We start from the raw sequence: 16,129 nt of genomic DNA, 5'->3' as shown, positions 1-16,129 counted from the left end.
TGGTCGCTCAGGCCTTGGCAGCCCAAGCCGCCTCTCGGATGAGTTCGCTGACGGTGGGGTGGGGGAAGACGACCTGGCGCAGGTCGGTGATGTTGAGTTCGGTCTCGAGCACCACGGAGGCGCCCCAGATCATCTCGGAGGCGTAGCTGCCCACGACGTGGACGCCGAGCACCTGCAGGGTGTCGCCGTCGTAGACCAGCTTGGCGGCGCCGGGGGCCTTGACGCCGTTCTCGGCGACGAAGCGGCCCGACATGGCGCCTGGGACGGTGACGGTCTGCACGTTGCCGCCCTGGGCCTTGGCCTGGGCCTCGGTGAGCCCGATGCCCGCCGCCTCCGGGATGGAGTAGACGGCCCACGGGATGGTGGACCAGCGCATGACCTCGCCCTTGCGGTGGGCCTCGGGGTCGAGGATGTTCGCCGCGGCGATCTCGCCCATGCGGTAGGCCGCGTGGGCCAGGAGGGAGCGTCCGGTGACGTCGCCGATGGCCCAGACGTTCGGGAGGTTGGTGCGCATGCGGTCGTCCACCACCACGCCCTTGCCGGAGACCTCCAGGCCGGAGTTCTCCGCGCCCCAGCCCTGCACGGCGGGGCGGCGGCCCACGGCCATGAGCACGACGTCGGCCTCCACGGCCTCGTCGGCGCCGTCGGCGGTGGTGTAGCGGACGGTCCCGCCGTCGAGGGCGGTGACCTTGCAGGACAGCTTGAAGTTCACGTTGCTGAGCGCCTTGCGGAGCATGGGCGCGAGCTCGGCGTCCATGAACGGCACGATCTCGGGCAGCATCTCCACGACGGTGACCTCAGAGCCGAGCGTGGCGAACAGGCTGGCGAACTCCAGCCCGATCACCCCGCCGCCGATCACGGCCAGGCGCGACGGGATGGACTCGACGGCCAGCATGCCGGTGGAGTCCACCACGTGCGGGTTGTCCTTGGCGCCCGGGATGGGGGGCATCACGGGGACTGAGCCGGTGGCGAGGATGACGTGGTCGGCGGTATGGGTGGTGCCGTCGACGGTGACCTTGCCGGGTCCCTCGAACGTGCCGTAGCCCTTGACGACGGTGACGCCGGCCTTCTTCTCCGCGAAGCCCACACCCTTGACCAGGGTGGTGACCGTCTGGGCCTTCCACTTCTGGAGCTCGGTCCAGTCCACCGTGATGTCGGAGGTGTGGATGCCGAGGTTGGTGCCGTGCTTGGCGTGCTCGTAGGTCTTGGCCGCGTTGAGCAGGGCCTTGGTGGGGATGCAGCCCACGTTGAGGCAGGTCCCGCCGAGGGCCTCGGCCTCAATGAGGAGGACCTTCTTCCCGGCGTGGCCGAGGCGCTCGGCGCTGATGTAGCCCCCGGGGCCTCCGCCCAGGACGATGACGTCGTAGTCACTCATGGATGTGTCAGTTCCTCTCAGCCGAGCACGGTGATGTCGATGGCCTCGATGAACGTCACGAGGTCCTGCAGGAAGCGGGCGGCATCCGCGCCGTCGATGGCGCGGTGGTCCGCGGTGAGCGACAGGCCGATGCGCTGCTCCGCGCCGACGGAGCCGTCGGCGTTGACCGTGACCCGCGGGAAGATCGCGTCCACGCCGAGGATGGCGGTCTGCGGCACGTTGAGCAGCGGGGTGAACGACTCGATGCCGAAGCCGCCCAGGTTGGTCACCGTGAAGGTGGCGCCGGAGAGCAGGTCGGGGTTGATCGTCCCGCCGATGGCCTCGTTGGCGAGCTGCTTGCTCACTGTGGAGAACTCGCGCAGGCTCATCAGCGACGCGTTGCGCACCGTCGGCACCAGGAGGCCGCGGGGGGTGTCGCAGGCGAAGCCCATGTGGACCCGCTCGAAGGTGGTGAGCACGCCGTCGGCCAGGTGGGCGTTGTGGGAGGGGTTCTTCGCGGCGGCGCGGACGGCCGCGTAGCCGACGAGGTCGCCGATGGTGACGCCGTTCATGCCCAGCGACGGGTCCGAGTTCTTCAGCTTCTTGCGCAGGTCCATCAGGCCCTGGGCGTTCGCGGTGGTGGTGTAGGTGAGCTGCGCGGAGGTGGCCAGCGAGTTCATCATCCGGTCCGAGATGACCTTGCGCACACCCTTGACCTTCGTGGCCTCCGACGGGCCGGGGAAGTCGGCGTCGACGGCGCTCGCCGGGCGGGGCGCCGCGGGGGCTGCGGCGACGGCCGGCTCGGCCGGGGCGGCGAGATCAGCGGTGGTGACGCGGCCGCCGAGGCCGGTACCTTCGGCGCCAGCGGCGTGGGCCCCTGCGCGGGCGGCGCCCGTGGTGGCCGAGGTGAGGGCCTCCTTGACGTCACGCACGATGACTCGTCCGCCGGGGCCGGAACCCTCGGCGACGGCGCCGAGGTCCAGCGAGTTGGCGGCGGCGAGGTTGCGGGCGCGTGGGCTGGAGGCGCCGGTGGCGGCGGCTCGCTCGACCGGGATTTCGGCCTCTGGCTCCGGGGCAGCGACGGGGGCGGCGGACTCTGCGGCGGGTGCTGCCTCGGCCTCACCGTCGCCCTTCCAGCCGGCCGCGTCGAGCGCGGGCTTGGGGTCCTCGCCGGCGGCGCCCACCACCAGGAGGGGATCCTTGACCGGGACGTCGTCGCCCTCGGCCCAGAGCAGGGCCAGCACGGTGCCGGCGGCGGAGGAGGGGACCTCCATGGAGGCCTTGTCTGTCTCGACCTCGCAGACGATGGCGTTCTCGGCGATCTCGTCGCCCACCTTCACCTGCCACGACACGATCAGGCACGACTCGACACTGTTGCCGAGCTGCGGCATGACTACGACGGTTGCCATGGTGTTGTCCTTCTTCTTCGTTGATTGACTAGACGACGCGTACTTGGGTGTGTTCCCGGAGGGCCTCGACGGCGCCCGCGGGGAGCCCGTCGTCGGTGATGACCCCGGTGATGCCCGCCAGGGGCAGGAAGGTGACGAAGCCAGCCTGGCCGAACTTCGACGAATCGGCCAGCAGCCAGGTCTCCTCGGCGCGCTCGCGCATGAGTGAGGCCACCTGCCCGCCCTCGACGAACCGCGTGGTGAGGCCCCGCTCGGGAGAGAACCCGTCCGTGCCGACGAAGGCCAGGCGGGTGTTGAAGTCCGCGATGGCGCGCTCGGCGAGGGGGCCGACGAACGACTCAGACTCGGCGCGGAACACGCCACCGGTGAGGATGACGCCGAGAGCGGGGTTGATCCGGGCCGTGGAGAAGGCCAGCGCCGAGTTGGTGACGATCTGGACGCCGCGACGCCCGGTGAGGTTGCGCACCAGCATGGCGGTCGTGGTACCGGCCTCGATCATGATGGTGTCGTCGTCGAGAACCATCGCGGCGGCCGCGGCGGCGATGCGCTGCTTGGCCTCCACGTTGAGCTTCTCGCGCTGCAGGATGGACTTCAGCGTGGTGGGGCGGGCCCCGCCGCGGGTGCGCACCAGCATTCCCCGCTGTTCCATGCCCCTCAGATCTCCGCGGATGGTCACCTCGGAGACGCCGAGTTCGGCGGCGAGGGAGGTCACCGACAGCGAGCCGTCGTCGGTGAGACGAGACATGATCTCGTGCTCACGCTCGGTGCGCTCGACCGTCACTGGCTGTTCACATCGCTTTCGTTAACTTCCGAAATGCTTTCGATAGACCGACTATAACCCCGGCGATTCGGTTTCGTGCCGCGGGTCGCGAAAGCCTGGGCATCTGCTCATGCGGTCACGATTCGGTCACGGCAGCGGCGCCGCATCCAGTGCGGATCTACGCTGGACAGAGGAGGCTTTCGATGCCCACTCGTCGTTTTGTACTCGTCACCGCGGGACTCGCGGCCCTTGCCATTCCGCTCACCGCCTGCGCCACGGCCGAGCCGGGGGAGATCCGGGGCACCGCCCCTCCGGAGGAGTTCCCGCCTGACACGGCGGGAGTTGCGCAGGCCGCGGGCGCGACGGAGGCGCTGGCCTGGACGGTGCTGGGGACCAAGACCGGCAACAGAGTGCTCGGGCCCAGTTCGCTGCTGTCGGCCATCGCGATGCTGGGCGAGGGCGCGGCGGGGGCCAGCGCGGCGTCGCTCGACTCGACGATCGGCCTGGCCGGGGACGAGCGGTCCGCGGCCGTCGCGGCGCTGCGACAGGCACTCGCCGGGTACGACACACTTCCGGACAGCGTCGACAAGAAGGAGCCACCGGAGGAGATCGTCGTCCATCAGGCGTCGCAGGTGGTGATCCTGGACGAGGCGATCGTCGAGGAGGCCTTCCTGGACCGGCTGTCGCGGTTCTACGACTCCGGCGTCGCGCGCGTGGACCGGGACGGGGCCAAGGCTGTGCTCGACGCGTGGGCGAACAAGCACACAGCCGGGTTGATCGAGAAGTCCGCCATCGAGGTAACGCCGGACCTGCGGCTCGTGCTGCAGGACGCGGTGCTGTTCGCTGCCAGATGGCGCACGCCGTTCACCAGCGAGTGGCCGGTGCCGTTCACCCCCACCGGTGGCGCCCCGACGGAGGTGCCGGGGATGGCGGAGATCGTGCCGGCCCGGTTCGCGGAGGGGTCGCGGTGGAGCGCGGTACGGCTGCCGTACGACGACGTGCTCGCGATGGACGTGATCCTCCCCTCACCGGGGGTGGCTCCGAGCGAGCTCACCGTCGACGAACTCGTGGCCGTCGCGGAGGGGCTCGAGGCAGCCGGCGAAGGACAGATCTCCGTCGTCATGCCGACGTCGGACCAGAAGCAGACCTGGGACCTGCTGCAACCCGTCCAGGAGGCCGGGATCGTCCTGTCCGACCTGAGCATGATCCTGCCCGGGGGGGCTTTGGGCCAGCTCGTGCAGCAGGTGACCCTGACGGTGAGCCCGAAGGGCACCGTCGGGGCGGTGCTGACGGAGGGCGCCGTCGGCACGGGGATGCCGTCCTACGACGCCGAGCTCTGGGTGGACCGGCCCTACGTCATGCGGGTGCTGGACACCCGGACACGCTGGCCCATCTTCCTGGCCATCGTCGAGGACCCCGCGGCCCCCAGCGAGTAGCACCCTCCGGTCGGGTCCGGCTCGGCGCCGCCGCGCCGCGGGCTAAGCCCCCAGGCCAAGCGGGAGGAGTTGCGCGACCCAGGCGACCACCATCAGCACCGTCGCGACGAGGGCGGGGGTGGGGCGGCGCCCACCCCTGGCGCCCTCCGGGCCGGCGGCGAGCCACGACTGCAGCTCGGCTGCCGCGGCCTCGGTGGTGGCGCCCGCGCGCACCACGGCCGGGTCGATGCTCAGCATGTCCTCTGGGGCGCGGAGCCGCACACCAACGGCGTGACTGCCGGGCGCGATCAGGTCGACGCGTGCTGGACCCACCACGTCGTCGAGCAGCAGCCCGTACCAGCCGAAGCCCTGCCGGAACCGGCTGAACTCGCCCCAGGACCACGACGTCGCCCAGAACGGCCCGGTCACCACCACGAGGACGGCGAGGATCAGGCGGATGTTGTCGAACCAGTCGCCCCACACCTCCTCGAGCATGAAGGGCACCGCCAGGGCGCCGACCCCCGCCACGGCCAACGCCGCCACCCAGCGCGTCCACCGCCCGTGACGCAGTGCCCACAGCGCCAAGTTCTCCTGAACCGTGGTGGGAGCCGCCTCGTCCACCTCCCAGCCCGGCTGCCCGGGCTTGATGGCACGAAGGAACCGCCGCCGACCCCTGAAGGGCTGGGGCTCCTCAACCTCGGCCAGCCAGACCTGCCCTGTCGCTCTGGCCAACGCCACCGTGGAGCCGTGCGCCCAGCCTCCGACGAGGATGAACGGCTCGGCGCCGTTGGTGTCGGGGCCGATGACGGCCTCGGCCAGCGTCTTCACCTCACCGGTGAGACCCTCCATCTCCTCGGCAACGACCTCGCGGTGGATGTCGTCGGCCCAGTGCGCCAGTTCCATGGCCGTGGCAGGCATGGGCATGTCGGCCAGTTCCTCGTCGTCGTCCTCCTGCTCCCATGCGTCAGCGTCGACGGCGGCCTCGGCCACCCTGTCCCGTTCCGCCAGGCCGTCGAGGTGAGTGAGCTCGAGGGCCGGCCAGTCCGCGTCGGTGGGGAGCACGAGCGCGATCTCGCCGTTGCACACCACCCGCACCGTCACACCGGGCGCGCCCTGCGCCACCAGCCTGGCCCGCCGCCGATGCGGCGCGACGTAGCGTCCCCACACCGCCGCCGCGGCCATGGGCACCGCGGCCACCAGGCCGAGGAGCCACGCCGGATTGTCCTGGCCCGCGCCGACCAGCACTGCCCGCGACCCGTCGGTGAGCACGTCCACCTGATCGCCCACCGCGACGTCGTCGTTCCAGGGGCTCTCGATCTCCCGATCCACGCCGTCGAGAATCACGGTCAGGTACTGGTAGCCGTCCTCGTCCTCCTCGATCGCGGAGACGGGGACGCTCACCAGCGACGCCCCGGCCTCGAACCGGGCCGCGTCCCGCGTCTCCATCTGGTGAATCGCAAGCCCGACGAGGCCAGCCACCACGACCGCCGCCACCCCGCCGACCCCGAGCCATCGACGCAGCGCCGGGGTTGCGGCCCAGGACCCTTCGAATGGCACGCCGATGGCGGGGACCACCACGTCCCCGCGCGGCCGGGATCGCGAGTCCCGCACGAGAACGAATCCGAGCATCACGGCCGCGGTCAGCCCGGCGGCCCACCACAACGCCTGCTGGCCCGACCAGGCGACGCCGACGACGGCGCACGCGACCGCGCTCCCCAGCGCCACACGCGGCGCGAGCCACACCAGCACGCCGGAGACGGCCACGGTCAGCCCCAGGCCGATCGCGATGTATCCCCCCGACAACAGCGGCGGACGGGCGAACTCGTGGGCCCCGAGGGGCTCGAGCACGCCGATGCCGATGGCAAGGGCGAGGAAGGTCCAGGTGGTCCTCAGCCAGGCCAGGTGGGCGCGGCTGCGACGAAGGTCGCGGACGGAGAGGCGATGCACCCCCGCAGTATGGCTGACCCGTCCGCGCCTGCGTGCGCGGCCCCGGCTGATCCGCCGGTCACCCCGTGGGCAAGGGCTGCGGGCCTCCGCCTCAGCGGGCGCGCCCGTACGATCCGCTGCGCCGTCGTCCGTCATCTCGACCTCGTCTCTGAGCGCCCGCTGCCGGCCACAGCGGCGGTGGGTCCCCTTGTCCCCCTCCATCGCGACGCCCGGAAGCGGCTCGGTGGGCATCTGCCCGGATCCGCCGCGACACTCCCCGTCCGCGGCACCCCGGTGCTGGAATAGTCACAGGGCCTCCGCCCCGCTCTCCCGAAAGGCTCCCATGGACATCCTGTTCGACACCGCCAACCTCGACGACATCGAGCGCCTCACCCCGATCTACCCTGTCACCGGCGTGACGACGAACCCGTCGATCCTCAAGAAGGAGGGCCAGATCGACTTCTACGCCCACCTGAAGCGGATCCGCTCGATCATCGGCCCGAACCGCACGCTTCACGTGCAGGTGCTGGCCAAGGACGCGCAGGGGATGATCGACGAGGCCCACCGCCTGCTGGACAAGATCGACGCCAACGTCTACCCCAAGATCCCCACCACCGAGGCCGGCATCCAGGCCATGCGCACCCTCAAGGAGGAGGGTGTGAGGGTCACGGCGACCGCCATCTATTCCAAGACGCAGGGATTCCTCGCGATCGCGACCGGCGTCGACTACCTGGCGCCCTATTACAACCGCATGCAGAGCCTGGACATCGACACCCGCGGGATGATCAGCACCCTGGCCAGCTTCATCGACCGCTTCGACGCACCGAGCAAGATCATGGCGGCCAGCTTCAAGAACATCTCGCAGGTCTCACACGCTCTGGAGTCGGGCGCGCACGCCGTCACGCTGTCGCCGAAGCTGCTGCGCCAGGCCTTGTCGGCGCCCATGATCGAGGACGCCGTCGACGCCTTCATCTCGGACTGGAAAGAGGTGCACGGGACGACCACGCTCCCCTGAGCGCACCCCGTCATGGTCTGCTGAGGCTCGACGACGCATACCCCCTGGGGTATATACTCCTGTGAAACGAAGGAGTGACCCATGGCCAAGATCATCACAATTGCCACCCCGACCCTCGGCGACCGCAGCTACGTGGTCCACGACGGGAACGTGGCGTTCGTCATCGACCCCCAGCGCGACATCGATCGCGTCACGACGATCCTCGACGACGAGGGCGTGCAGCTGAGTGCAGTCTTCGAGACCCACATCCACAACGACTACGTCACCGGCGGCCTGGCCCTGGCCCGTGAACGCGGCGCGGACTACTACGTCAACGCCGCAGACACGGTGACGTTCGAGCGCACCCCCATCGTCGACGAGCAGGTGGTGGAGGTGTCACCCACCATGTCGGTCAAGGCGCTGGCCACTCCCGGGCACACGTTCACCCACCTGTCCTACGTCCTCTTCAACCCCACCGCGGACGACGACGACGCCCAGGGTCAGGCGGTCTTCAGCGGGGGATCCCTGCTGTTCGGTGCCACCGGACGCCCGGACCTGCTCGGCGCCGCGCACACCCACGACCTGGTCCGGCACCAGTACCACTCGGCACACCGCCTCGCCACCGAGCTCCCCGACGCCACGGAGATCATGCCCACGCACGGCTTCGGCAGCTTCTGCGCGGCCACCCAGACCAGCGGAACAGAGTCCACCATCGGGCGCGAGAAGCGGACCAATCCTGTGCTGACGCAGGACGAGACCGAGTGGATCGAAGAGATCCTGGCCGGCCTGGACGTCTACCCCGCCTACTACGCGCACATGGCGCCGGCCAACTCGTCCGGTCCCGGCGCGCCGGACCTCGCCGAACCCACGCAGGCGGACAAGGACGAGATCCGCGCCCGCCTGGAGAAGGGCGAGTGGGTGGTGGACCTGCGCAATCGCACGGCCTACGCCGCCGGCCACGTGCCCGGCAGCTTCAACTTCGGCCTGGACGGCCAGCTCTCCACCTACATCGGCTGGATGATCCCGTGGGGCACCCCGCTGACGCTTCTCGGCGAGTCGAGGGAGCAGGTGGCCGAGGCGCAGCGGGAGCTGGTGCGCATCGGCATCGAGCACGTCGCCGCCAGCGCCACCGGCACCCCGGAGGACTGGACCGACGCCCCCGCGACGCTGCAGCAGGCGAACTTCGGCGACCTCAGCCAGGTCCGGCACCACCGCCAGGTGGAGATCCTCGACGTGCGGCGCACCTCCGAGTACGACACCGCGCACATCGACGGCGCAGTCAACATCCCGCTCCACGACCTGCTCACGCGCATCGGCGAGGCCCCAGACGGCGAGATCTGGGTGCACTGCCAGAGCGGCTACCGCTCCTCCATCGCTGGCTCGATCCTGGCGGCGAAGGGCCTCAACGTCGTCATCATCGACGACAACTTCGAGAACGCAGAAAAGAACGGCCTGCCGATGGCGAGTGCGCAGTGAGCACGGCCGATGTCGTCGAGTGCACCATCTCGGAGCTGCACGCCGCCTGGAAGCGGGGCGACTTCATCCTCGACGTCCGTGAACCGGATGAGTACGCCGAGGGCCATGTGCCGTCGGCGATCCTGATCCCGCTCGGCGAGGTCGCGTCGCGGGTCGACGAGGTGCCGACGGACCGCCCCATCTATGTGGTCTGCCGCAGCGGCCGCCGGTCGATGACCGGGGCGCGCGCGCTGGCCGACGCCGGGCGTCAGGCGATCTCCGTCAGCGGCGGGACCCTGGGCTGGATCTCCGCTGGTCTCCCCGTCTCGGCGCGCCTCCACGGGGCGGGCTCAGGCAGCCGATGACGTGGTGGATCGCCCCCCTAGCCATCGCCGTGGGCCTCATCATGGGGGCGCTCGGGGGAGGCGGGGCGATCATCACCGTCCCGGTGCTGGTGTACCTGGCGGGTCAGCCGCCCGCCGCCGCGATGGCCGGCTCGCTGATCGTGGTCAGCGTCACAGCCAGCGCCGGGATGATCGGGCACTGGCGGGCCGGTCTTGTCCGCCCCTCCGAAGGGGTGGCGTTCGCCGCACTGGGCTCCGCGGGGGCGATCGGCGGATCGCTGCTGTCGATGCAGATGCCGGGCAACGTTCTCATGGCCCTGTTCGCGGTACTGCTGCTCATCGTCGCGGCGGTGATGGCGAAGAAATTCCTTCGCCCGTCGTCGGCCTCGCCGCGCCATGTGCCGCCCATGATTGAACGCGAACCGCTTCGCGTCAACTGGCGCCAGGTCGGCCTCGTGGCGCTGACCGCGACCGGGGTAGGCCTGCTCACAGGGTTCTTCGGAGTGGGTGGCGGGTTCGCCATCGTCCCGGCACTCGTGCTCGCCCTGGGGTTCACGATGCAGCAGGCGGTGGCCACGTCTCTGCTGGTCATCGTGCTGAACTCGCTGGTGGCGCTCGCCACCAGGCTGACGGTGGCCACCGACATCGACTGGGCGATGATCGGGTGGTTCAGCGCGCTGGCCGCCGTCGGCGCCATCCTCGGCGGCAGGGTGGGCCGACGGCTCCCGGCCAGGACCCTGGGCCTCGGTTTCGCGGCGCTGCTCGGCGTGACTTCGCTGGCGATCCTGGCTCAGACGTTGACGGGCTTGATCACCCAATAGTCCTCGATGACGGCGCGGATCTTCGCGATCGTCGCCTCATCAAGGCCCCCGTCGCCGGTGACGGCCGCCCAGCCGTCGATCATCACGTCGCCGAACGCGTGCCCGTGCCTGGCGGGGACGTCCACGCTGACAAGCATGTCCAGGAAGACCTGGACCGCCGTCACCACCGGGATCCAGCGCATGTGCGGGCTCACGTCCGGCGCCCTGCCGCCCTCGGTCAACCACTCCGGGCGCTGCCAGATGAGCTCAGGCCCCAGCCAGGTGATCGGATCAGTTGCGTGCTGGAGGATGGCCACCCGCGGCTCGGACCAGTCCCCCTCCAGCGTGTCGAAGTCTCCGGACTGCGAGGCCCAGCGCACCCGTTGCCCGCCGTCGAGGACCGGCTGCCACGGCGGTGATCCTGCATCGCGCGTCGCCTGCAGCTCCTGCCACAGGGGCGTGGCGTAGGTGGGCCCGACGAGCAGCGCACCCTGGGTGCGCTCGGTGAGCGCATCCACGCTGCCGAATGCGTTCATCAGGCCCTGGGCGCCGAGGCTGAGCCCGTAGACCACCAGCTTGGGACGCTCGTCCTCCGGCAGGGTGAGCCAGTGGCCCCGCACCCCGGTGAACAGCGCGGAGGCGGCCTCGACCGTGAGCTCCGGCGCCGTGACCGCGGACACGAAGCTCGGCGTGTAGGCGTACTGGAGGGCCACCGTGGCGGTGTCACCCGAGTGCAGGTACTCGACGGAGTCCACGCCCTGCGGCTCCACCCAGCCTGAGCCGGTGGTGGCCGCGACCACGAGCACCTCGCGCTCGAAGCCGCCGGTGCGCACGAGTTCCCGTACGGCGGTGGCCACCCGGTCCGCGAGCGTTCCGCCGGCCCCGACGCCCACATACACGCGCACGGGCGTCATCGCCGGCTTCCCCGTGAGCGCGCTGATCTCGTTGGCCGTCGGGCCACCGGTGACGAAGTCTCCACCCTGGCGCCCCAGTTCCTCGAACGACACCTCCGACCCCGGCCCGCCTGAGCGCTCCGGGGAGTCCGGCGCGACGACACCGCCCGCCGGCTGGCCGTTGATGCCCCGGTATGCGACGTTGAGCAGCCCGAAGAAGCCGATGCCCAGCAGGACCAGGATCAGGACCGACGCCACGGCGGCCCGGAGGCTCGCCAGTTTGAGGGCGACGGCGGGGGTGCGTCCGCCCTCCACCATCCGACCCAGCGTGCGCCGCCACGCGGAGCGGACCAGGCGGCCGAGTCCGAGGCTCGCCAGGCTGGCAACAGCCAACGCCAGCACGAACCCGAGAATGTTGACGTTGGCCTGCGGGGGCAGCTCGACGAGGCGGCGCACCTCGTTCTGCGCGGCGACGCCGCCGATCATGGCAGCGATCAGGACCGCGCCGTACAGGGGCCATCCCACCAGACGCAGCCAATGCAGCCACTCCTGCGGTGGACGCCACCGGGTCAGCCTCGCCCCCAGGACGGCCAGCGCCACGCCGATCAGGTAGCCGACGCCGAACACGATGCCGGAGCCCACACCCTGCAGGACCGCGGGCCTCGGAAGCAGCGACGGCGTGAGCGACAGCGCCAGCAGGACGGCCCCCATCGCGACACCAACCGGGTTCAGGCTGCGCAGGTACTGCTGAAGGTGCTGCTTCATGTGACCCTCCGTGTGCGGTGCGGGTCCAACGCCCCCACCGGGCGTGACCGCCGGCACACAGGCTACGGCAGTGTGCCTCGTGGGCACCTCCCCCGATCCGGGGGGACGCGTCCCTAGGATGAGCCCATGGCAAATCCTGCGGCACCCCGGCGTCGGTGGCTGTCGGCCGCAGATGTGGTCGATGTCTTCGTCTACGTGGTGGTCCTCAACCTGGCCGCGGAGTACATGCCCGCTGTGATCTCAGAGACTTTCACTCTCTCGTTGCTCACGGCCGTCATCCTCAAGCTGGTGCTGGAGGTGGTGGTGGCACTGAAGGATCGGGCCAAGGCACGCTTCAAGGCAGCCACGACGCCGGTGGGCCGCATCGTCGCTGGTCTTCTGCTCTGGGCGCTGCTCGTCAGCAGCAAGTTCGTCGTCCTAGAGCTGATCGCCCTGCTCTTCGGTGACAGCGTGAAACTCGGCGGCTTCTGGGCCGTCACCGCTCTCATCCTCGTCCTCATGTTCGCCCGCAGCGGGGTACGCCGGCTCCTTGCCACCCCGGATTCCGCCGCCTAACCCACCCCGGCCCGGACCCCCTCCACCGGGGGGCGTACAGTTCAACCATGCTTGAATCAAGCCTCATTGAACTGACTTTGCGCGAGGATCGCGCGGTGGCGGTGCTGCAGGCCGTCGCGGACCCCATCCGGTGGCGGGTGCTGTCGAGGCTGTCGTCGTCGACACAATGCGTCTGCGACCTCCAAGCCACGATCGACATCGCCCCCAACCTGCTCAGCTACCACCTCAAGGTGCTGCGCGAGGCGGGCCTGATCGTCGGCACCCGTCGCGGCCGCTGGATCGACTACACGCTGGCCGACGGCGCCGCCGCGCTTGTCCGCTCCGCCCTGCCCGGCGAGTTGAGAGGCTGACCGGTGTCCGCGACACTCACCCCCCGCTCCACCAGAGGCCTGATCGCTGCCCTTGCGGCGGCCGCCGTCGTCTGGGCCGGGCTGTACGCGCTCAATGAGGTCCTCTGGGACGCGCTGTTCGAGCGCGCCATGGGGCTGGACCTGGCCCAGCGCATCCCAGGCGCCGTCCACTTCTTCCTGTACGACACCTCCAAGATCCTCCTGCTGCTGGTCGGCATGATCTTCGTGATCGGCATGGTCCGCACCACTTTGCGCCCCGAGCGGGTGCGCGTGTTCCTGGAGGGGAAGCCGCTGTGGCTCTCGCTCGTGTTGGCCGCCCTGTTCGGGGCCATCACGCCGTTCTGTTCCTGCAGCTCCATTCCCCTGTTCATCGGCTTCGTGAGCGCGGGCATCCCGCTGGCAGTCACGCTGACGTTCCTCATCGCGTCTCCGCTGGTGAACGAGGTGGCCGTGGTGCTGCTGGCAGACACCTTCGGGATCCCCAACACCATCGCCTACGTGGTCGCGGGGCTGACCGCAGCCGTGACCCTGGGCTTCATCTACAGCCGGCTCAAGCTGGACCACCTCGTCGCGGACTTCGTCTTCAAGACCCCCGTCGCCGTGTTGCACGCCGACGGCCACCGCCCGACACTGCACGAGAGGGTGGAGGCGGCCCTCGAGGAGACCCGCGACATTGTGGGCCGGGTCTGGAAGTGGATCCTCGTCGGCGTCGGAGTGGGCGCGGTCATCCACGGCTGGGTGCCCACCGATTTCTTCGCCACCTACGCCGGCGCGGACAACCCGTTCTCCGTCGTGCTCGCCACGCTGGCCGGCGTGCCCCTGTACGCCAACGCGGCAGGGGTGATCCCCATCGCCGAAGCGCTGTGGACCAAGGGCATGGCGCTCGGCACGGTGATGTCGTTCATGATGGCCACCGTCGCCCTGTCCCTGCCGGAGTTCATCCTGCTCAAGCAGGTGCTCAAGCCCAAGCTCCTGGCGCTGTACTTCGGCAGCGTCGCGATGGCCATCATGGCCATCGGATTCGTCTTCAACCTGTTCGTCTGACCCAAGAGAGAAGGAACCCCCATGCTGATCAAGGTCCTCGGCCCCGGCTGCAAGAACTGCGTCAACCTCGAGAAGAACGTCCGGGAAGCGCTGACCCGGCTCGGCGTCGACGCCGACGTGGAGAAGGTCACCGAATACGCCGACATCATGGCCCACGGCGTGATGTCCACCCCCGGGTTGGTCATCGACGGCGACGTCGTCTCCTACGGTCGCGTTCCCACGCCCACCCAGATCGTGGAGCTGATCCAAGCCCGCTAGGAGTGCCCCGATAGGGTCGGGGCATGCGTGGTGAGTACAAGGTCCCGGGCGGCAAGCTGGTCGCGGTCGACGTCGAGAGTGACGACGGTCAGATCACCGAGGCGGCGGTCTCTGGGGACTTCTTCCTGGAGCCCGACGAGGCGCTCGACGACATCAACGGCGCCCTGCTCGGCATGCCGGACACGTCGTCTGTCGCGGATCTCGCCGCCGCCATCGTCGCCCGGCTGGACCCCGCCGCGACACTGATCGGCTTCACCCCCGAGGCAGTGGGCATCGCGGTGCGCCGCGCCCTGGGGCACGCCTCCGACTGGTCGGATCATCTGTTCGACGTCATAGGCCCGGTCTCGATGGATCCGCGGATGCACGTCGCCCTCGACGAGGTGATCGCAGGCAGGCTCGCCCGGGGCGAGGCCAACCCCAGCCTCCGCATCTGGGACTGGGACCAGCCGCTGGTGGTGATCGGATCCTTCCAGTCCTACCGCAACGAGATCGACGACGAGGGCCGGGAGCGCCACGGCATCAATGTGGTGCGGCGGATCACGGGCGGCGGCGCGATGTTCATGGAGCCGGGCAACTGCGTGACCTACTCCCTCGTCGTGCCGGCGTCCCTGGTGGAGGGGTTGAGCTTCGAGCGCAGCTACGAGTTCCTGGATCAGTGGGTGATGGGTGCGCTCGCCGACTTGGGCGTGAACGCCCGCTACGTGCCGCTCAACGACATCGCCTCGGACAAGGGCAAGATCGCCGGCGCCGCTCAGCGTCGCGTGACGGGTGGAGTGGTGGTGCACCACGTGACGATGGCCTACGACATTGACGCGGACAAGATGCTCGAGGTGTTGCGCATCGGCCGCGAGAAGCTTTCCGACAAGGGCACGAAGTCGGCGAATAAGAGGGTGGACCCGCTGCGATCGCAGACCCGCCTCCCCCGCGATCAGATCATTGCGTCGTTCCTCGCCCATTTCGAGGGGCGCTACGCCACCCAGCGTCGGGGCTACACCGACGCGGAGCTGGCCGCCGCTCAGCACCTGGTGGAGACGAAGTTCTCCTCCGAGGCGTGGACCAAGCGGATCCCCTGACCTCGCTCCTCTGAGGAGTTGCACGTCGCGAAGCGACCGTGGGACCCACTACCCCGCTCCCTGAGGAGTTCCGCGTCGCGAAGCGACCGTGGGACGTCTCGAAGGGTCGTCACTCAAACCCGCAGCAAGAACCCTTGCCAGGTCACGACACGACCCTTCGAGACGGCACCCGCGCCTACGGCGGTGCGCCTCCTCAGGGATCGAAGGGAAGACACCGCCACCCCCGCTTCAGCGGTGCACCTCCTCAGGGATCGAGTCACCGGACACTTACTCGCCGGGCTGGCGGACCCCGACAGTGAGGATCAGGTTCGCGTACAGCCGCTGGTCCGCGCTCACGATCACCACGGACACGTCCTCGGACTTCGCCACGTCGTAGAAGTCCCAACGCGGGATCTCCACCACCTCGATGCCCGGCAATGCCGCGCGGTACTCGTCGTGCGCCGGGATGGACTCGGGCACCTCTGTGGCGTCCGCGGCGGGGACCATGATCCCCGCCTGCTCGATCGGGATGGTGAGCTTCAGCACCTCGAGGATGTCTGAGACCGTCAGCAGCCCGGGCGCCAGGTTGAGGTAGATCCGCTCCGCCGAGACGGGGGCGCCGGTGGCCGCCGGGTAGTTGCCGTCGGTGATGAGGACCTTGGAGCTGTGGCCGGCGCGACCGAGGGCGCCGAGGAGCTGGGGGTGGGTCATGGGTCCGTAGAGCATTGTTCTCCTTTGATCTGGGCCGACGCGGA

17 protein-coding genes are annotated in these 16,129 nt (G+C 69.7%); 11 read left to right on the top strand and 6 right to left on the bottom strand.

Translation table 11 applies throughout. The annotated features are described in order from the left end of the window. Window positions 1-7 precede the first annotated feature (7 nt). The 3 genes from lpdA to ACZK39_RS10250 are packed head-to-tail and all read right to left on the bottom strand — an operon-like array spanning window position 8 to window position 3,544. Window positions 8-1,375 carry a dihydrolipoyl dehydrogenase gene (lpdA, locus tag ACZK39_RS10260; protein WP_463613255.1) on the bottom strand — a complete coding sequence of 456 codons (1,368 nt, stop codon included), beginning with the start codon at window positions 1,373-1,375 and terminating at the stop codon, window positions 8-10. 17 nt (window positions 1,376-1,392) lie between these two features. Continuing rightward, a complete protein-coding gene (locus ACZK39_RS10255; protein WP_463613254.1) occupies window positions 1,393-2,763 on the bottom strand; it encodes a dihydrolipoamide acetyltransferase family protein in 1,371 nt (456 codons plus the stop codon). A 28-nt stretch (window positions 2,764-2,791) separates the two neighbouring features. Next, complete coding sequence (locus ACZK39_RS10250) at window positions 2,792-3,544, bottom strand: DeoR/GlpR family DNA-binding transcription regulator (protein ID WP_463613253.1); 753 nt, start codon at window positions 3,542-3,544, stop codon at window positions 2,792-2,794. Window positions 3,545-3,726: 182 nt separating this feature from the next. Here ACZK39_RS10250 and ACZK39_RS10245 point away from each other — a divergent pair, with 182 nt between their 5' ends. Further along, window positions 3,727-4,959: a serpin family protein gene (locus ACZK39_RS10245; RefSeq protein WP_463613252.1), complete on the top strand. Its 1,233-nt coding sequence runs from the start codon at window positions 3,727-3,729 to the stop codon at window positions 4,957-4,959. A gap of 42 nt (window positions 4,960-5,001) precedes the next feature. On the opposite strand, the gene ACZK39_RS10240 is transcribed toward ACZK39_RS10245, so the two are convergent. Beyond that, window positions 5,002-6,885, bottom strand: a complete 1,884-nt coding sequence (locus ACZK39_RS10240) for a hypothetical protein (protein ID WP_459055041.1) — start codon at window positions 6,883-6,885, stop codon at window positions 5,002-5,004. Window positions 6,886-6,894: 9 nt separating this feature from the next. Here ACZK39_RS10240 and ACZK39_RS10235 point away from each other — a divergent pair, with 9 nt between their 5' ends. From ACZK39_RS10235 to ACZK39_RS10215, 5 genes are all read left to right on the top strand, one after another. Further along, window positions 6,895-7,170, top strand: coding sequence for a hypothetical protein (locus ACZK39_RS10235; RefSeq protein ID WP_459055043.1), 276 nt, complete (start codon window positions 6,895-6,897; stop codon window positions 7,168-7,170). Window positions 7,171-7,207: 37 nt separating this feature from the next. Then, window positions 7,208-7,879 (top strand): fructose-6-phosphate aldolase, encoded by a 672-nt coding sequence (locus ACZK39_RS10230; protein WP_182781661.1) that lies wholly within the window; start codon window positions 7,208-7,210, stop codon window positions 7,877-7,879. Window positions 7,880-7,960: 81 nt separating this feature from the next. Further along, on the top strand, window positions 7,961-9,334 hold the full coding sequence (locus ACZK39_RS10225; RefSeq protein ID WP_463613251.1) for a rhodanese-like domain-containing protein: 1,374 nt from the start codon (window positions 7,961-7,963) through the stop codon (window positions 9,332-9,334). Continuing rightward, window positions 9,331-9,678, top strand: coding sequence for a rhodanese-like domain-containing protein (locus ACZK39_RS10220; protein WP_220490761.1), 348 nt, complete (start codon window positions 9,331-9,333; stop codon window positions 9,676-9,678). Before ACZK39_RS10225 ends, ACZK39_RS10220 begins: the two co-directional genes overlap by 4 nt. Further along, window positions 9,675-10,478, top strand: a complete 804-nt coding sequence (locus tag ACZK39_RS10215; protein WP_463613250.1) for a sulfite exporter TauE/SafE family protein — start codon at window positions 9,675-9,677, stop codon at window positions 10,476-10,478. Before ACZK39_RS10220 ends, ACZK39_RS10215 begins: the two co-directional genes overlap by 4 nt. Here ACZK39_RS10215 and ACZK39_RS10210 read toward each other — a convergent pair. Beyond that, window positions 10,448-12,115, bottom strand: a complete 1,668-nt coding sequence (locus tag ACZK39_RS10210) for an alpha/beta hydrolase (RefSeq protein ID WP_463613249.1) — start codon at window positions 12,113-12,115, stop codon at window positions 10,448-10,450. The two genes, ACZK39_RS10215 and ACZK39_RS10210, sit on opposite strands and share 31 nt — an antisense overlap. A 126-nt stretch (window positions 12,116-12,241) precedes the next feature. Here ACZK39_RS10210 and ACZK39_RS10205 point away from each other — a divergent pair, with 126 nt between their 5' ends. From ACZK39_RS10205 to lplAB, 5 genes are read left to right on the top strand one after another with little or no spacing between them, the layout of a single operon-like run. After that, a complete protein-coding gene (locus tag ACZK39_RS10205) occupies window positions 12,242-12,670 on the top strand; it encodes a hypothetical protein (RefSeq protein ID WP_463613248.1) in 429 nt (142 codons plus the stop codon). A gap of 47 nt (window positions 12,671-12,717) precedes the next feature. Next, window positions 12,718-13,020 (top strand): ArsR/SmtB family transcription factor, encoded by a 303-nt coding sequence (locus ACZK39_RS10200; RefSeq protein ID WP_182781656.1) that lies wholly within the window; start codon window positions 12,718-12,720, stop codon window positions 13,018-13,020. Window positions 13,021-13,023: 3 nt separating this feature from the next. Continuing rightward, complete coding sequence (locus tag ACZK39_RS10195) at window positions 13,024-14,064, top strand: permease (protein WP_463613247.1); 1,041 nt, start codon at window positions 13,024-13,026, stop codon at window positions 14,062-14,064. Window positions 14,065-14,085: 21 nt separating this feature from the next. Beyond that, window positions 14,086-14,322 (top strand): thioredoxin family protein, encoded by a 237-nt coding sequence (locus ACZK39_RS10190; RefSeq protein WP_182798685.1) that lies wholly within the window; start codon window positions 14,086-14,088, stop codon window positions 14,320-14,322. Between the two features lie 23 nt (window positions 14,323-14,345). Beyond that, a complete protein-coding gene (gene lplAB / locus ACZK39_RS10185) occupies window positions 14,346-15,395 on the top strand; it encodes a lipoate-protein ligase LplAB (RefSeq protein WP_463613246.1) in 1,050 nt (349 codons plus the stop codon). A gap of 267 nt (window positions 15,396-15,662) precedes the next feature. Here lplAB and ACZK39_RS10180 read toward each other — a convergent pair whose 3' ends face one another. Further along, window positions 15,663-16,100 carry an RbsD/FucU family protein gene (locus ACZK39_RS10180; RefSeq protein ID WP_182781652.1) on the bottom strand — a complete coding sequence of 146 codons (438 nt, stop codon included), beginning with the start codon at window positions 16,098-16,100 and terminating at the stop codon, window positions 15,663-15,665. Between the last annotated feature and the right edge of the window lie 29 nt (window positions 16,101-16,129).

It is taken from the genome of Tessaracoccus luoxuelianae, assembly GCF_055326245.1.
Note: the sequence above shows the minus strand (reverse complement) of the source record. Positions and strands in the feature narration are given on the sequence as shown.

What these genes read in the sequence shown, in the direction of transcription:
- lplAB (WP_463613246.1), top strand. Translation starts at nt 14,346, where the DNA reads ATGCGTGGTGAGTACAAGGTCCCGGGCGGCAAGCTGGTCGCGGTCGAC.
- ACZK39_RS10215 (WP_463613250.1), top strand. Translation starts at nt 9,675, where the DNA reads ATGACGTGGTGGATCGCCCCCCTAGCCATCGCCGTGGGCCTCATCATG.
- ACZK39_RS10245 (WP_463613252.1), top strand. Translation starts at nt 3,727, where the DNA reads ATGCCCACTCGTCGTTTTGTACTCGTCACCGCGGGACTCGCGGCCCTT.
- ACZK39_RS10255 (WP_463613254.1), bottom strand. Translation starts at nt 2,763, where the DNA reads ATGGCAACCGTCGTAGTCATGCCGCAGCTCGGCAACAGTGTCGAGTCG.
- ACZK39_RS10200 (WP_182781656.1), top strand. Translation starts at nt 12,718, where the DNA reads ATGCTTGAATCAAGCCTCATTGAACTGACTTTGCGCGAGGATCGCGCG.
- ACZK39_RS10235 (WP_459055043.1), top strand. Translation starts at nt 6,895, where the DNA reads ATGGCTGACCCGTCCGCGCCTGCGTGCGCGGCCCCGGCTGATCCGCCG.
- ACZK39_RS10190 (WP_182798685.1), top strand. Translation starts at nt 14,086, where the DNA reads ATGCTGATCAAGGTCCTCGGCCCCGGCTGCAAGAACTGCGTCAACCTC.
- ACZK39_RS10205 (WP_463613248.1), top strand. Translation starts at nt 12,242, where the DNA reads ATGGCAAATCCTGCGGCACCCCGGCGTCGGTGGCTGTCGGCCGCAGAT.
- ACZK39_RS10225 (WP_463613251.1), top strand. Translation starts at nt 7,961, where the DNA reads ATGGCCAAGATCATCACAATTGCCACCCCGACCCTCGGCGACCGCAGC.
- ACZK39_RS10210 (WP_463613249.1), bottom strand. Translation starts at nt 12,115, where the DNA reads ATGAAGCAGCACCTTCAGCAGTACCTGCGCAGCCTGAACCCGGTTGGT.
- ACZK39_RS10230 (WP_182781661.1), top strand. Translation starts at nt 7,208, where the DNA reads ATGGACATCCTGTTCGACACCGCCAACCTCGACGACATCGAGCGCCTC.
- ACZK39_RS10180 (WP_182781652.1), bottom strand. Translation starts at nt 16,100, where the DNA reads ATGCTCTACGGACCCATGACCCACCCCCAGCTCCTCGGCGCCCTCGGT.
- lpdA (WP_463613255.1), bottom strand. Translation starts at nt 1,375, where the DNA reads ATGAGTGACTACGACGTCATCGTCCTGGGCGGAGGCCCCGGGGGCTAC.